Below are 13,785 nucleotides of genomic sequence, written 5' to 3' on the forward strand. Positions count from 1 at the left end.
GGCGGTCGGTCACGATACGGTAACGAACTGATGGATATCTCGCAACCCAAGCAAGTAGCCGGTTGCAAATGAAGCCGCGCTGTGGCCTTCCGCTACTGCCCAGACTGGAGCGAGTACACCCTCTCTGCATTGGCAGTGACGTGGGCGGCCAGTTCACCAGGGTCCTGGCCCCGGATATCCGCGAGCGCCCGGGCGGTGTACGGCAGGCAGTAGGACTCGTTCGGCGCCCCGCGATACGGATGGGGTGTCAGAAAGGGTGCGTCGGTTTCCACCAGCAACTGCGCATCCGGGATCAGTGCGGCCGCTTCCCTCAGAGCGTGAGCGTTCTTGAAACTGACGGTCCCGGACAGGCTCAGCACGTACCCCGCGTCGATGCAGGCCCTCGCCATTTCCGGCCCCGACGAGAAGCAATGGAATATCACCGTCTCGGGGGCACCTTCGGATCTCAGGACCGCCAGAAGATCGTCGTCGGCCTCGCGATTGTGAATCATCAGCGGCTTGTGCAGCCGCTTTGCCAGATCGATGTGCCAGCGAAATCCCTCATGCTGTTCCGCGACCGTCGCGCACCCGTCGAGTTTGCCGGGCCAGTAGTAATCCAAGCCAGTCTCCCCCACTGCGACGACTCGGGGATCGGCAGAAAGCTGCTCGATTTCGCTGCGGGTCGTCTCGTCGAGCACGTTGGCTCGCGTCGGATGTATCGCCGTAGCCGCCCACACACGTCGATCCCAGTGCGCAGCGTCGACAGCGAAGCGTGCGGCAGCGAGATCGTCGGCAACGGTCACCACGCGAGAAACGCCCACGGACTCAGCTCGGTCGAGGATGACAGCCACGCCGGCTGCATCGACGGCACCACATGCGTCCAGGTGGGTATGGGCGTCGACGAGGTGGCCGAGCGGCTCGGGCAATGGTGGTGCAGGACGGTCTTTGCTCACGCCGATAGAGTAGGCGAACCATGACTGCGCCAGCTGATGCCTCACGGCCTTCCTTCTACGTCACAACTGCCATCGCATACCCGAACGGCGTTCCACACATCGGACACGCCTACGAGTACATCGCGACTGATGTGATCGCCCGATTCAAGCGACTCGACGGTTTCGACGTCATGTTTCTCACCGGAACCGACGAACACGGCCTGAAGATGCAGCAGACAGCGGCCAAAGAAGGCATCGACGTCGTCGATCTCGCTGCCCGCAACTCCGATGCCTTCGAGGAGCTCGACAAGGCTCTCGGCATCTCCCACGACCGGTTCATCCGCACCACCGACGAAGACCATCACGCCGCCAGCAAGGAGCTGTGGAGGCGTATGGAGGCCAACGGCGACATCTACCTCGACGCCTTCTCCGGTTGGTACTCCGTTCGCGACGAGGCCTTCTACACCGAGGCCGAGACCACCGTCGCCGACGACGGCACCCGCGTCGCCACCGAAACGAACACTCCCGTCGAGTGGACGGAGGAAGCGTCGTACTTCTTCCGTCTGTCGGCATATCAGGACAAGCTCCTCGCCCTCTACGACGCGCAGCCCGACTTCATCGCACCGGTCTCGCGACGCAACGAGATCGTCAACTTCGTCAAGGGCGGACTGCGAGATCTGTCGATTTCTCGGACGACCTTCGACTGGGGCATTCAGGTACCGAACGATCCCGAGCACGTGATGTATGTGTGGGTCGACGCGTTGACCAACTACATCACCGGCGTCGGCTACCCGGACACCGAGTCGGCGACGTACCAGAAATATTGGCCCGCAGACCTTCACATCATCGGCAAGGACATCACGCGTTTCCACACCGTGTTCTGGCCTGCGTTCCTGATGTCCGCCGGCGTCGAACTGCCCAAAAGGGTGTTCGTGCACGGCTTCTTGAACAACAAGGGCGAGAAGATGTCCAAATCGGTCGGCAACGTCGTCGACCCATTCGCATTGGTCGAGGAGTTCGGACTCGATTCGCTCCGTTTCTTCCTGTTGCGCGAGGTCTCGTTCGGCCAGGACGGGAGCTACAGCGCCGAGGCCATCGTGACGCGAATGAACGCAGACCTGTCGAACGAACTCGGCAACCTGGCGCAGCGTTCGCTGACAATGGTCGCCAAGAACTGTGATGCTGTGGTGCCCACGCCGGGCGAATTCACGGCCGAGGATTCCGCGATGCTGGCACGCGCAGACGAACTGCTCGAAATCTGCCGACGCGAATTCGACGTGCAGGCACTGCATTCGGCCGTCGAGGCGATCTGGTCGGTGCTCGGCGAGACCAACCGCTACTTCTCGCAGCAAGAGCCATGGGTGCTGCGCAAGACCGACCCGGCGCGCATGGCAACCGTGCTCTACGTGACGATGGAAGTGCTGCGCATCGTCGGCATTCTGGTACAGCCGATCATGCCCGACTCGGCCGCCCGGATCCTCGAATTGCTCGGCAGTCCAGCGCGCGAGTTCTCCGATATCGGCACCCGAATTCTCGCAGGTAAGCCTCTACCCGCCCCGTCGCCGGTCTTCCCGAAGTACGAGGTCAAGTAGCGCGCAGGGTGGCGGCGGCGGTGTCGTGCCGCTCCCCTCATCGCTTGAATGGTCCATTCATACGATCAGTTAGCTTGAAGCGCACATTGAAGCGGTGGCGGAGCATGCACCCGGATCGCTTGAATGTGCCACTCATACGATCAGATAACTTGACGGGTCCATTCAAGCGGCGGTAGGCGGGCTGTGGCGACGGCGGTAGGCGGGCTGTGGCGACGGCGGTAGGCGGGAGCCAGCGGCGGCCGGCGCACAGCAACGTCTCCTTACATCGTCTTTTCCAACTCCTCCAGGGAGTTCTCCAGATGCATCAGCATCCGCTGAAGGTGCGGGACGCTGCGCCTACAGCAGATGAGCCCGAAGTTGACCGAATCTCCGTTGCTGGCGACGGTGATGTTCAATGCCATGCCGTCGCAGACGATCGAAGCCGGGTAGATGCCGTCGAGTTTGGCTCCGTTCCAGTACAGTTCCTCGGCGGTGCCGGGCACGTTCGAGATGATGACGTTGAACGGCGGGGGTGTGTAGTTGACGAAGCCGGGTACCGGTCCGAACAGCAACGGCGCCACGGTTACTGCGCCGATTGCCAGTGATTCGAGGGTGTTGAGTTCGCTCATCATGTTCTTGCCCTTGGCGGTGGAGTCGGTGATGGCGTCGAGCCTGGCAAGCGGGTCGGATTCATGGGTGCCGAGATTGCACAGAATCACCGAGACCGAGTTACCGGTCCCTGTGCCCTCCCCTGATTTACGGAGCGATACCGGAACCATTGCGATCAAGGGTGATTCAGGTAGAGCTTCTTGGTCGATGAGGTAGGACCGCAGCGCGCCGGAGCACATCGCGAGCACGATGTCGTTCAGCGATACCCCTCTGGCTTTGGCGACCTTCGTCATTCGCTCGAGGGACCAGCTTTCGGCCGCGAAACGTCGTGCACCGCCGATCGGCACGTTGAACATCGTGCGGGGTGCGCGCAGAGGTAGTTGTGCACCTTCGTTTCGTATGGCGCGCAATCCGATTCGGGTTGCGGCAGGGAGGAAGTCCACGAGGTCAGCGGCAATTGTGCGGCCTAGTGTCAACCCACCGATTATTCGTTGGCGTGCGGACGGTGTTTCACGCGGTTTTTTCTCGCGGAACAGTGACGGATCCCAGGTGGCGACACCGTTTCTGTCATCGGGATCGGAACTGAGTGCGTTGAGCGTCAGCTTCAGGGCCGAGACACCGTCGACGAGAGAGTGATGCACCTTTGTGTAAAGCGCGATGCGGCCATCTGCGAGGCCTTCGATGATGTGCACTTCCCACATCGGCCGGTACCGGTCGAGCGGAGTGCTGTGATTGAGCGACAAGAACTGGAACAGCTCTCTGATCCGCCCGGGGGAGGGCAGAACTGCTCTCCTGACGTGGTAGTCGAAGTCGATGTCCGGTTCACGTGACCACGCGAGGCTGCCCATGACGTTGACGGGGCGACCGGGGCGCTTTCGGAACAGTTCGTGGACTTCACCCATCGTCAACTTGCCATGGACCTCCTGTGCGAAGTCATGTGGTTCCCCTGGTGGTACGAACAATTGAAGACTTCCGACGTGCATCGGATGCTCACGCGATTCCGCGATCAAGAACATGGATTCGGTAACGGGCATGAGCGCCATGTGGATCACCTTTGAGCCTAGTTTCGATCACGGTGTGACATCGAACACGACCTTACGTTCGAGCGATATATGTCACACGCTAAGGTCCGTTAGTAGGAGTTCCAAACAACTGCCGAATCGAGGCGAGCACGATGAACACAGCGCTTACCGCACTGCGGCAGCCACAGTCGACGCCGACCCGCGCACCCCGCAGGCATGACTTACCTGGCGGAAGCTTGAGCTCACGAGCCCTTTCGACGGGTTTGCAGTACTCCATTCGACCGTTGTTGTCCCTGTGGGCCAAAGCGCCACACCTTCCGTGGCCGATGGGACTCGTCGACTACGCAGGCATGCTGTTGCCTGCAGTGAAGGGTGCGCAGTGCAATCGGATCATGCTGGCCGATTGCTACGCCGAATGGATCCGTGCCGAAGGCGTCCGAAACGACAATGTGGTGCTGTACCTGCACGGCGGAGCGTTCATCTGCTGTGGCCTCAATACTCATCGCAGGCTGACCTCGCGGGTATCGCAGTACGTCGACGCCCCCGTACTCTCGGTCGACTATCGGATGATGCCGCGCAATCCGATCGCCCACGCGGTCGAGGACGGCGTCGACGGCTATCGTTTCCTTCTCGATTCTGGATACCGTCCGGATCAAATTTTCATCGCCGGCGACTCTGCCGGCGGTTACCTCGCCTTCATGGTCGCGTTGGCTTTGCAGACTCTGGATCTACCGATGCCTGCAGGCATTTTTACGATGTCGCCGTTGACGGACCTGGACCCGACGAACAAGCTCGACCACGAGAACGCGTCGAAATGCGCTATTTTTCCGCCCAATGCGGTGCCTTCGTTGACAGCTTTGGCAGACAAGGTCGATGCCCGGATCGTGGTCGAAGGACAACAGGGGCCGAGGGTTTCACCGGTCGACGCCGACCTCCGCGGACTTCCGCCGGTGCTGATCCAGGCCGGCTCCGCCGAGATAGTGCTCGCCGACGCCGAGCTGATGATGGAGCGGCTCGGATCTGCGGGCGTCGATTGCGAACTGCAGGTGTGGGCGGATCAGGTGCACGTGTTTCAGGTGGCGGATTTCCTGCCTGAGTCGCACCGCGCGCTGCAACGGATCGGTGACTTCGTGCGTTCGCATGGCGCGATTCCGGTCGCGGACCGCTCCGCCTGAGTTACCTTGTCCCCATGGCAGTCACAGCGAACAAAGACGTCGATATCGATGCTGCTCCCGAGGCGGTGCTCGAGGTCCTCGCAGATGTGGAAGGGCTCCCGTCGTGGTCGCCGGTCCACAAGAAGATCGAGGTCATCGACCGTTTCGACGACGGCCGGCCCCATCACGTCAAGATGGCGGTATCGGTCCTGGGAATCAACGACGAACAGGTCGTGGAGTACACCTGGACCGATACGACTGTCAGCTGGGACCTGGTCGAGGGTTCGCAGCAGAAGGCGCAGCACGGTGAGTACACGTTGACGCCGACAGCCAAGGGCACTCATGTGGCGTTCGAGCTGACCATCGACCCGAAGGTTCCGCTTCCAGGTTTTCTTGTCAGGAAGGGCACCAAGACCATCCTCGAAGCAGCGACCGAGGGGCTGCGTCAGCAGGTCGTCGGTTGATCGCCGATCGAAGCGGCGCTGAGTCGACAGCACTCACTGTCGAAGAAGCTCACTCTGCGTCGCGCCGGGATGCGTCTGCCAAAATCACTCCATGACTCCATCCAAGCCACGCCGTTACGGCGGCATGAGCGCAGACCAACGGGCAGTCCAGCGGCGCGCGAGTTTGCTCGAAGCAGGATTGGACGTGTTTGCAGCTACCGGCAAAACCGGTGCCACGATGACTGCCATCTGTAGCCGCGCCAAGCTGACAGAACGATATTTCTACGAAAGCTTCACTGGCAGAGACGATCTCCTACAGAAAGTCCTGGACGGCATCGCCGACGAAGTTCGACAGGCGGGGTTGGCAGCGCTTAGATCGAACACCGGAACACTGGAGGAACGCGTACGAAATGCCATCTCCTCCTTCGTCACCATCCTCACTGAAGATCCGCGCAAGGGTCGAGTTGCGATGATCGAATCCGCTGCGTTCGAGCCCCTACGAACCCACCGTCGTGCAGCTCTACGGGGCTTCGCTCAGATGGTCGCAGACGAAGCGACCCGAATGTACGGCGATCGAGCGTGGCCACCACACCAGGGAGAAATCAACGGCTTGCTGTTCGTCGGCGGCTTGGCCGAGCTGGTCACTGCATGGCTGAACGACGAGATCGCCATCACGCCCGACGAGATCGTCGACGCGGCCACCTACCAATTCACCTCCACGGCCCACCGCTGACGGCTCGGCCCAAAACTTACGGCAGTGTTTCCTCCGCCGATTTACGGGAATCGAGAACGGCCTCGTACAGCTCTCTCTTGCTGACGCCGCCGACCGCCAACTCGGCACATGCATCCTTGAGCCGCATGCCCGACGCAACCAGTTCTTCTACTTCACCGATCAGATCTTCCGGTTCCGCGGTGACGGGCTGCGCTCCGGCGAGCACGACGGTGATCTCGCCGCGAACCCCGTCGGCGGCCCACGCTGCCAGCTCGCCGAGCGTGCCGCGCTTGACTTCCTCGTAGGTCTTCGTCAGCTCCCTGCAGACCGCAGCACGTCGATCCGGGCCGAGGACTGTCACGGCGTCGTCGAGACTGGCAGCGAGTCGATGAGGCGCCTCGAAGAACACGCAGGCACGCGATTCCGTCCGCAAGGACTCGAAAAAGGTTCGCCGCTGGCCCTGCTTGCGCGGCGGGAACCCGTCGAAACAGAACCGTTCGACGGGTAGTCCGGACAGCGCGAGTGCGGTGGTCACCGCGGAAGGGCCCGGCAGACAGGTGACCGGAAGGTCGGCGTCGACGCAGGCGGCCACCAGCCGGTACCCCGGGTCACTCACCGATGGCATGCCCGCGTCGGTGACCAACAAGACCGACTTCTCGGCACGAACCGCGTCGAGCAGTCCGGGAAGACGCGCGGTTTCGACCTGGTCATAGAAGCTGATCACCTTGCCGGTGATGGCCACTCCGAGCGAACTCGCCAGCTGTTTGGTTCTTCGGGTGTCTTCTGCTGCGACGACGTCGGCCGTGGCCAGTGCGTCGCGCAGTCGCTGGGACGCATCACCCACATCGCCCATGGGTGTTGCGGCAAGGATCAGCATGCACCCATCATCCCCCACACCAACCTTCTCGCATTCCGCTGCGCCGCCTACGATCGGCATGTGACCCTGTCGACCGATGCGCGCCCCGTCGTCAGTCCTGGGCCCACCATTGCGGCGGCCGACTTCTACCGCGACACCGATCGGCGACGCGGATGGATCGTCACGCTCGTTCTCACTGCCATCGCCGCCATCACCCGTTTCGCGATTCTGCGTTACCCCACCGATGCCGGCACACCGGTCTTCGACGAGAAGCATTACGCCCCGCAAGGATGGCAGGTACTCACCGGCGGCGGGGTCGAGGACAACCCCGCTTACGGACTCGTGGTGCATCCGCCCGTCGGCAAGCAATTGATCGCAGCCGGGGAAGCACTGTTCGGCTACAACGGTTGGGGTTGGCGTTTCTCGGCAGCCCTGTTCGGAACCCTGTTGGTACTGATCGTGATTCGGATAGTACGGCGGATGGCGCGGTCGACGCTGGTGGGAGCGATCGCCGGCGTCCTACTGATCGCCGACGGCGTCACATTCGTCTCCTCACGCGTCGGCATGCTCGATATCTTCTTGGCGTTCTTCGTCACGGCGGCTCTGGGTTGTCTGGTGGTCGATCGAGACGACGTCCGTAAACGCATGGCGAAGGTGCGAAGCGAAGGACGTATCAAGGCAAGCGAATTCGGGCCGAGGCTCGGTGTCCGCTGGTGGCGTTTCGGCGCCGGAATCATGCTCGGTCTCGCCTGCGGAACCAAGTGGTCCGGGATGTACTTCATCGCGTTCTTCGGACTGTTGTGCGTCGGATTCGACGTCGCGGCCCGCCGCGCGAACGGAGTGTCGCGGCCATGGATCGGTACCGCAATTCGAGACATCGGACCGTCTCTGTACGCCCTCGTCGTGGTGCCGTTGATCGTCTATTTGTGCACGTACTCAGGGTGGTTCGCCAGCGAGACCGGAGTCGACCGCCATGCCGTCGGGAATCAGATCGGTACGGGCGGGCTGTTCTCGTTCGTACCGGATGCACTGCGCTCACTGTGGTATTACAGCGGCAATGTACTGACTTTTCACGAGGGTCTCACCAATTCGGTGGGCAACCGTCACCCATGGGAATCGAAGCCGTGGACGTGGCCGATGGGCTTACGCCCGATGCTGTACTACTTCGCCGACGGTGAGCAAGTACAGGGCTGCTCGACGTCGTCGTGCGTCAAGGCCATCATGCTCATCGGCACGCCGGCTATGTGGTGGCTCGCGGTGCCGATGCTCGCCTGGGGATTGTGGATGTTCCTGGTCCGGCGAGATTGGCGGTTCGCCGCAGTCATCGTCGGGTACGCCGCAGGATTTCTGCCATGGTTCATCACGCTCGATCGGCAGATGTACTACTTCTACGCAGTCGCGATGGCACCATTCATGGTGATGGGGTTCGCGTTGATACTCGGGCAGATCATCGGCCGCGCACGCGCGTCCGCCGAACGTAGAGGCACCGGACTACTACTGGTGTGCCTCTACGTCGGTCTGGTGGTCGCGAACTTCATCTGGTTGTGGCCGATTCTGACCGCGATGCCGATCTCGCCGGAGCTGTGGCAGCAACAACTCTGGCTGCCGAGTTGGCGCTAGCGGCGTTTGCGCATTTTCGTGAAGCTCGTTCTACCTCCGGAGACCCCGTCGAGGCTGAATCGTCCGGCACCGACTGCCGCCGACAACAAAGATCCGACCCCGAGCGCTACTACCAATTCGTAGCCACCCTCGCCGACGAAGACCCCCATGTCGTAGTGCACGAACAAGAATGCACCCAGCATGTCGACGAAGAGCAGAATGCCGACGATCGGAGTGAAGATGCCGAGAACCAGTGCGACTCCGCCGATGAGCTCGACGAAGGTTGCGAAATAGGCGGAGAGCCCAGGTAGAGGCACGCCCATTCCGTCGAAGCCGGCTTTCGTGGCGTCGAGACCGTTGGCGTTGAGTTTCTGCCAACCGTGTGCGATGAAAACGATGCCGAGCCCGATTCGGGCAACCAGCGTTGCGACGTCACGGAAGATGTTCGAGTTCATATATCAATTCCTTCGGGGCGGCAGCGAGACACGGAGACTTTGTCACGATCAGGTTGAAGCGTCAACTTGCAGCCAGTGCATTATCTACGAGATCTCGCACTCGCTGGTCGGACAAACCCAATGCCCGAAGCTCTGCCACGTACGTCATCGCCGCCCGGGCGGCACTGTCTTCGGTGGGATCACCTCCGGAAGCGATGAATGTGCCGAGCCGGCCTCGAGCCTCGATGACTCCCTGCTGCTCCAGTTCCCGGTAAGCCTTCGCGACCGTGTGCGGCGCTATGGAAAGCTCCGCGGCCAGGCCCCGGACCGTCGGAATCTTCGTCTCCGCGATCAATTCTCCGCTTCGCACCAGATCGAGAATTTCAATGCGGAGCTGCTCGTACAGTGGGGTTTTGGATGCTGGATCGAGGTGCACTCGCATATGGATCCTTTGCTCTGGTGCCCCTGCAGAACCAGGACAGTCAGAGGGCATCTTCCAGGCGTACACCACCAGAAGTCAACATCAGGGTCTTCCCGATCGTCGACGGCGTTTCGATCAACGCGGCAATCACCTTTGCAACATCCCCGCGCGGCACCGTCCCTCGCTCGAGCGGCGGCTCGGACAAGGCAATATGCGCCGTCGCGTCCTCGTCGGTCAATCCGCCGGGACGAAGGATGGTCCAATCGAGTTTCGATCTGGCTTTCAAATCCTCTTCGGCCGCCGTCTTGGCAGCCATGTATTCCTTCCAGCTGTCCTCGGCGTCATCGGCTACCGGCTCACCTGCGCCGAAGGAACTGATCTGAACGAAACGCTTGACTCCGGCCCTCTCCGCGGCGTCGGCCAGCAGCACCGAACCTGCTCGGTCCACCGAATCCTTTCTCGCGGCCCCGCCCGATCCACCCGATCCGGCAGCGAACACGGCCGCGTCGGCGCCAGCGAGAACCTCGGCTACCTCGTCGACCGTCGCTGTTTCCAGATCGAGCACCACGGGAAGCGCACCCAGCGCTTCCACCGCACTCTCGTGTTCGGGGTTGCGAATCAATGCGACCGCGCGGTCGCCATGCGCAGTGAGCACCTGAATCAAGTGCTGAGCGATCTTTCCGTGGCCTCCAGCGATAACTACTCTCAGATCCGTCATGTCCAGTCGCCTACCCTGGTGGCAGAATCAACAAACATGGCATCTACTGCGATTATTTACCACAACCCACGCTGCAACACCTCTCGGACTGCGTTGAAGATCATCGAAGAATCCGGACTGGAACCGACGATCGTGAAATACCTGGACACCCCGCCGACGAAGGACGGTCTCCGCAAGCTTCTCGACGACGCGGGCCTTTCAGCGTCGCAAGCAATCCGCAAGCAGGAGCCTGTCTACAAAGAACTCGACTTGGCGCACGCCTCCGAGGACGAACTCATCAAGGCAATGGTCGAGCACCCGATTCTCATCGAACGGCCGATCGTGGTGACGGACCAGGGGACGGTCTTGGCGCGGCCAGCGGACAAGGTCCGCGAAATTCTCTGATTCGCGGTTCCTCGTACGCCTCGTTGCCTGGGACGGCACTCAGGCAGGGTGCTCGAGCGAATCCCGCGCCACGGGGCAGGACATGCACCGCGGACCGCCACGTCCGGAGCCCAATTCCGAACCACTGATCCGCAGCACCTCGATGCCCGACGCCTCCAGCCTGGCGTTGGTCTCGACGTTGCGCTCGTAAGCGACGACGACACCGGGGGCAAGGGCGAGGGTGTTGTTGCCGTCGTCCCATTGCTCGCGTTCGGCAGTGACATGATCTAGTCCGGTATCGATGACTCGGAGCTTGCCGATTCCCATCGCGTCCGCTGCAGCCTCCAGAAACGGATCGGCACCGCGGATGGAAACGCCGGTGTCTTCTCGACGAATCGTGTACGCCGACAGGGTGTCCTGAATGGCCGGATACATCACGACGGCATCGACGTCGACCATCGTGCACACGGTGTCCAGATGCATGGATGCACGCTCCTGCGCGATCGGAACGACCAGCACCGTATGTGCCAAGTCATCCTCGATCAGGCTGCGAGACAATGCTTCTGCACCGGCAGGAGTGGTGCGCTCCCCCACCCCGACGGCCACCACACCCGGGGCGAGCAGCAGCACATCGCCTCCTTCGACCGGGGCGGTCCGCGACTCGTAGGCGCGCCGAATACCGAGAAACCTCGGATGGAACGCATAGATCAGATCGGTCAGGGTCGTCTCGCGAAGACGTGCAGGCAACGCCAGGGACGTGATCGCGACGCGGTTCCCGATCCAGAACGACGAGTCACGCGTGAACAGTAGATTCGGCAGCGGGTCGATGATGAAATCCGCTCCATGGTGCATCCGACGCACCAGTGACGACCCACTGAGTTCGGGGTTACCGCTCTCCGCTTCCAGAAGTTCGTCGAACGTCATGCCTGCCATGAGGATCTGCGCCAACTCCGCTGCAGGGACCTCTCGCAGATGTACGGAAAGATCGTGCGCCAACGCGCGACCGAGACGCCGCTCGTTCACCGCCGCCGAAATGCCCTGCATTCGCGCTGCTCCGCTGACCGTCATCGCCTCGGTGAGCAACGTCGCCAACAACAGCACTTCGACGTCGCGGCCGCGTAGCAGTTCCGCGAATGCGTCGTGTTCCTCCTGCGCTCGATCGACCCACGGGATGCCGTCGAACAGCAGTTGATCACTGTTGCGGGGTGTGAGGCGTCGCAGTTCGTCGCCCGGGCGGTGAAGCATCACCGTACGTAGCGTTCCGACCTCGGAATCAGCGCCGAGTTCTGCAGTCATCACTCAACCGTAATGCGCTGTGCGCAGACTTGGGTCATTCGCTGAACTGCCGAACTACTTTCGAAGCAGCTTGCTGAACTGATCGTTGGCCTTCTGCAGCACGAATTCGTACGGTGGTGCGAACTTGCGAGCCCACCAGTAGGCGAACCGAATGTCGTTGGACGAGTAGACCAGATAGCGATTCTTCACTATGCCCGCAAGGATCGCCTCGGCTACCTTCTCCGGCTCGACGGCACGCGCCTCGAACCGATGTTGCAGCTTCTGCACTCGCGGATCGTCACGGTCGACGCCCGCGATGTCCACGGTGTCGACCAATCCTGTCTTGACTCCACCTGGCACGACGAGACTTACCCCAATGCCGTGCCGCTTCAGGTCGTATCGGAGCACCTCCGATGCGCCGCGCAGACCGTATTTGCTCGCACTGTAGGCGGCGTGCCAAGGCAAGGGGATCAGCCCGGCCGCCGAGGAGACGTTCACCAGGTGCCCACCCCGGCCGGCTTTCACCATCGGCGGTAGGAAGTTCTCGATGACATGGATCGGCCCCATCAGATTTACATCGATCATGGACTTCCAGTGCCGATGCTCGAGATTTTCCACGGTTCCCCACGCGGCAATTCCAGCGACGTTCATGACGATGTCGAGGCTGCCGAGAGCGGAATGGACTTCATCTGCGAATGCAGTCACATCTTCGAACACGGAAATATCGAATGCCTTTGAGCAAGAGACGTTTCCACCCGCGCCCCGGACGGCGTCGACGGTACCCTTCAGACTTACGTCGTTGATATCGGTGAGTACGAGTTCGGCACCTGCCGCACCGGCAGCGAGCGCTGTCGCACGGCCGATCCCGCTCCCTGCACCGGTGATGAACGTCTTCTTACCGCTTAAATCGGTGATGCCCATGTCGGTGTCTCTTCTCCCCCACTCTCGGTGGCGTCCTGCTGTGCGTTCCTAGCCGCACCTTACGCGTCGACCGAGTTGTCACGGGGAACACCGAGTTGTCACAGGAAACACCGAGTTGTCACAGGACACAAAATCGGAGGACACTTCCAGAGCAGACAAGACGAGGAGCTGACCATGGCACTGGTGTCCCGAGGATTCCACGGAAAGCGTCGCGGCAACGACGGCCGCACCCCACCAGGTCAGTATCTGGTCGACGACTTCCCCGTCCTGTCCGTCGGCCCGACGCCCAGGGTGGACCCGGATCGGTGGCAGTTCACCATCTCCAACGAGATGGGCGTCAAGCATCAGTGGAGTTGGCCGCAGATGCGTGCGCTGCCGGAAGAGAAGCCGACAGTGGATATTCACTGTGTCACCAAGTGGTCGAAACTCGACACTCGGTGGCGCGGAGTCTCGCTCGACACGCTTCTCGACGGTATCGAGACGCAGGCCACGCACGTCATGACACACAGTCACGACGGCTATACCACCAATCTCCCACTGACCGATTTGCGCGGCGGAAAAGCTTGGCTTGCATACACGTTCGACGGTAAGCCGTTGACTCCCGAACACGGAGGTCCAGCTCGACTCCTGGTGCCGCACCTGTACTTCTGGAAGTCCGCGAAATGGATCGAGAAGTTGACGCTACTCATGCGGGACGAGCCGGGTTTCTGGGAACGCAACGGTTATCACGACTACGGCGACCCCTGGCAGGAACAGCGATACCAAGGAGATTGAGC

At 61.5% G+C, this 13,785-nt stretch carries 15 protein-coding genes; 7 read left to right on the forward strand and 8 right to left on the reverse strand.

Features of this window, described 5'->3' with window-relative positions:
• Positions 1 to 92 precede the first annotated feature (92 nt).
• Positions 93 to 932, reverse strand: coding sequence for a TatD family hydrolase (locus BJI47_RS01670; protein WP_088942121.1), 840 nt, complete (start codon positions 930 to 932; stop codon positions 93 to 95).
• A 20-nt stretch (positions 933 to 952) separates the two neighbouring features.
• Here BJI47_RS01670 and metG point away from each other — a divergent pair, with 20 nt between their 5' ends.
• The gene (metG, locus tag BJI47_RS01675; protein ID WP_088942069.1) at positions 953 to 2,503 is read left to right on the forward strand and encodes a methionine--tRNA ligase; all 1,551 of its coding nucleotides are present in this window, start codon (positions 953 to 955) and stop codon (positions 2,501 to 2,503) included.
• 260 nt (positions 2,504 to 2,763) lie between these two features.
• Here the strand turns inward: metG and BJI47_RS01680 are convergent, their stop codons facing one another.
• Complete coding sequence (locus BJI47_RS01680) at positions 2,764 to 4,134, reverse strand: wax ester/triacylglycerol synthase family O-acyltransferase (RefSeq protein ID WP_088942070.1); 1,371 nt, start codon at positions 4,132 to 4,134, stop codon at positions 2,764 to 2,766.
• A 131-nt stretch (positions 4,135 to 4,265) separates the two neighbouring features.
• On the opposite strand from BJI47_RS01680, the gene BJI47_RS01685 reads away from it, so the two are divergent.
• The 3 genes from BJI47_RS01685 to BJI47_RS01695 all read left to right on the forward strand — a co-directional run bounded on the left by BJI47_RS01685 (position 4,266) and on the right by BJI47_RS01695 (position 6,443).
• Positions 4,266 to 5,288, forward strand: coding sequence for an alpha/beta hydrolase (locus tag BJI47_RS01685; RefSeq protein ID WP_254900329.1), 1,023 nt, complete (start codon positions 4,266 to 4,268; stop codon positions 5,286 to 5,288).
• Positions 5,289 to 5,302: 14 nt separating this feature from the next.
• Positions 5,303 to 5,731: an SRPBCC family protein gene (locus BJI47_RS01690; RefSeq protein ID WP_088942072.1), complete on the forward strand. Its 429-nt coding sequence runs from the start codon at positions 5,303 to 5,305 to the stop codon at positions 5,729 to 5,731.
• Between the two features lie 91 nt (positions 5,732 to 5,822).
• Complete coding sequence (locus BJI47_RS01695; RefSeq protein WP_088942073.1) at positions 5,823 to 6,443, forward strand: TetR/AcrR family transcriptional regulator; 621 nt, start codon at positions 5,823 to 5,825, stop codon at positions 6,441 to 6,443.
• 16 nt (positions 6,444 to 6,459) lie between these two features.
• On the opposite strand, the gene rsmI is transcribed toward BJI47_RS01695, so the two are convergent.
• On the reverse strand, positions 6,460 to 7,299 hold the full coding sequence (gene rsmI / locus BJI47_RS01700; protein ID WP_088942122.1) for a 16S rRNA (cytidine(1402)-2'-O)-methyltransferase: 840 nt from the start codon (positions 7,297 to 7,299) through the stop codon (positions 6,460 to 6,462).
• 108 nt (positions 7,300 to 7,407) lie between these two features.
• Between rsmI and BJI47_RS01705 the strand changes: the two genes are divergently transcribed.
• The gene (locus BJI47_RS01705) at positions 7,408 to 8,898 is read left to right on the forward strand and encodes a phospholipid carrier-dependent glycosyltransferase (RefSeq protein WP_254900333.1); all 1,491 of its coding nucleotides are present in this window, start codon (positions 7,408 to 7,410) and stop codon (positions 8,896 to 8,898) included.
• On the opposite strand, the gene BJI47_RS01710 is transcribed toward BJI47_RS01705, so the two are convergent.
• From BJI47_RS01710 to BJI47_RS01720, 3 genes are all read right to left on the reverse strand, one after another.
• Positions 8,895 to 9,332 carry a DoxX family protein gene (locus tag BJI47_RS01710; protein WP_088942075.1) on the reverse strand — a complete coding sequence of 146 codons (438 nt, stop codon included), beginning with the start codon at positions 9,330 to 9,332 and terminating at the stop codon, positions 8,895 to 8,897. The two genes, BJI47_RS01705 and BJI47_RS01710, sit on opposite strands and share 4 nt — an antisense overlap.
• Before the next feature lie 61 nt (positions 9,333 to 9,393).
• Positions 9,394 to 9,753 (reverse strand): GntR family transcriptional regulator, encoded by a 360-nt coding sequence (locus BJI47_RS01715; RefSeq protein WP_088942076.1) that lies wholly within the window; start codon positions 9,751 to 9,753, stop codon positions 9,394 to 9,396.
• Positions 9,754 to 9,793: 40 nt separating this feature from the next.
• Positions 9,794 to 10,450, reverse strand: a complete 657-nt coding sequence (locus BJI47_RS01720) for an NAD(P)H-binding protein (RefSeq protein WP_088942077.1) — start codon at positions 10,448 to 10,450, stop codon at positions 9,794 to 9,796.
• 36 nt (positions 10,451 to 10,486) lie between these two features.
• Between BJI47_RS01720 and arsC the strand changes: the two genes are divergently transcribed.
• Positions 10,487 to 10,834 (forward strand): arsenate reductase (glutaredoxin), encoded by a 348-nt coding sequence (arsC, locus tag BJI47_RS01725; RefSeq protein WP_088942078.1) that lies wholly within the window; start codon positions 10,487 to 10,489, stop codon positions 10,832 to 10,834.
• 39 nt (positions 10,835 to 10,873) lie between these two features.
• Here the strand turns inward: arsC and BJI47_RS01730 are convergent, their stop codons facing one another.
• Together BJI47_RS01730 and BJI47_RS01735 are read right to left on the reverse strand one after the other, a co-directional pair.
• Positions 10,874 to 12,109, reverse strand: coding sequence for an arginine deiminase (locus BJI47_RS01730; protein ID WP_088942079.1), 1,236 nt, complete (start codon positions 12,107 to 12,109; stop codon positions 10,874 to 10,876).
• A gap of 54 nt (positions 12,110 to 12,163) precedes the next feature.
• Entirely contained in the window at positions 12,164 to 13,009 is an 846-nt protein-coding gene (locus tag BJI47_RS01735; RefSeq protein ID WP_088942080.1) for an SDR family oxidoreductase, read from the reverse strand.
• A 174-nt stretch (positions 13,010 to 13,183) separates the two neighbouring features.
• Between BJI47_RS01735 and BJI47_RS01740 the strand changes: the two genes are divergently transcribed.
• Entirely contained in the window at positions 13,184 to 13,783 is a 600-nt protein-coding gene (locus BJI47_RS01740) for a sulfite oxidase-like oxidoreductase (protein ID WP_088942081.1), read from the forward strand.
• The last annotated feature ends 2 nt before the right edge of the window (positions 13,784 to 13,785 follow it).

This window comes from Rhodococcus sp. 1168, from assembly GCF_002091955.1.
Taxonomy (GTDB): Bacteria; Actinomycetota; Actinomycetes; order Mycobacteriales; family Mycobacteriaceae; genus Rhodococcoides.

Excerpts from the sequence above, each read along its gene's own strand:
- metG (WP_088942069.1), top strand. The coding sequence starts at position 953 with ATGACTGCGCCAGCTGATGCCTCACGGCCTTCCTTCTACGTCACAACT.
- BJI47_RS01680 (WP_088942070.1), bottom strand. The coding sequence starts at position 4,134 with ATGGCGCTCATGCCCGTTACCGAATCCATGTTCTTGATCGCGGAATCG.
- BJI47_RS01685 (WP_254900329.1), top strand. The coding sequence starts at position 4,266 with ATGAACACAGCGCTTACCGCACTGCGGCAGCCACAGTCGACGCCGACC.
- BJI47_RS01690 (WP_088942072.1), top strand. The coding sequence starts at position 5,303 with ATGGCAGTCACAGCGAACAAAGACGTCGATATCGATGCTGCTCCCGAG.
- BJI47_RS01695 (WP_088942073.1), top strand. The coding sequence starts at position 5,823 with ATGACTCCATCCAAGCCACGCCGTTACGGCGGCATGAGCGCAGACCAA.
- rsmI (WP_088942122.1), bottom strand. The coding sequence starts at position 7,299 with ATGCTGATCCTTGCCGCAACACCCATGGGCGATGTGGGTGATGCGTCC.
- BJI47_RS01710 (WP_088942075.1), bottom strand. The coding sequence starts at position 9,332 with ATGAACTCGAACATCTTCCGTGACGTCGCAACGCTGGTTGCCCGAATC.
- BJI47_RS01715 (WP_088942076.1), bottom strand. The coding sequence starts at position 9,753 with ATGCGAGTGCACCTCGATCCAGCATCCAAAACCCCACTGTACGAGCAG.
- BJI47_RS01720 (WP_088942077.1), bottom strand. The coding sequence starts at position 10,450 with ATGACGGATCTGAGAGTAGTTATCGCTGGAGGCCACGGAAAGATCGCT.
- arsC (WP_088942078.1), top strand. The coding sequence starts at position 10,487 with ATGGCATCTACTGCGATTATTTACCACAACCCACGCTGCAACACCTCT.
- BJI47_RS01730 (WP_088942079.1), bottom strand. The coding sequence starts at position 12,109 with ATGACTGCAGAACTCGGCGCTGATTCCGAGGTCGGAACGCTACGTACG.
- BJI47_RS01735 (WP_088942080.1), bottom strand. The coding sequence starts at position 13,009 with ATGGGCATCACCGATTTAAGCGGTAAGAAGACGTTCATCACCGGTGCA.
- BJI47_RS01740 (WP_088942081.1), top strand. The coding sequence starts at position 13,184 with ATGGCACTGGTGTCCCGAGGATTCCACGGAAAGCGTCGCGGCAACGAC.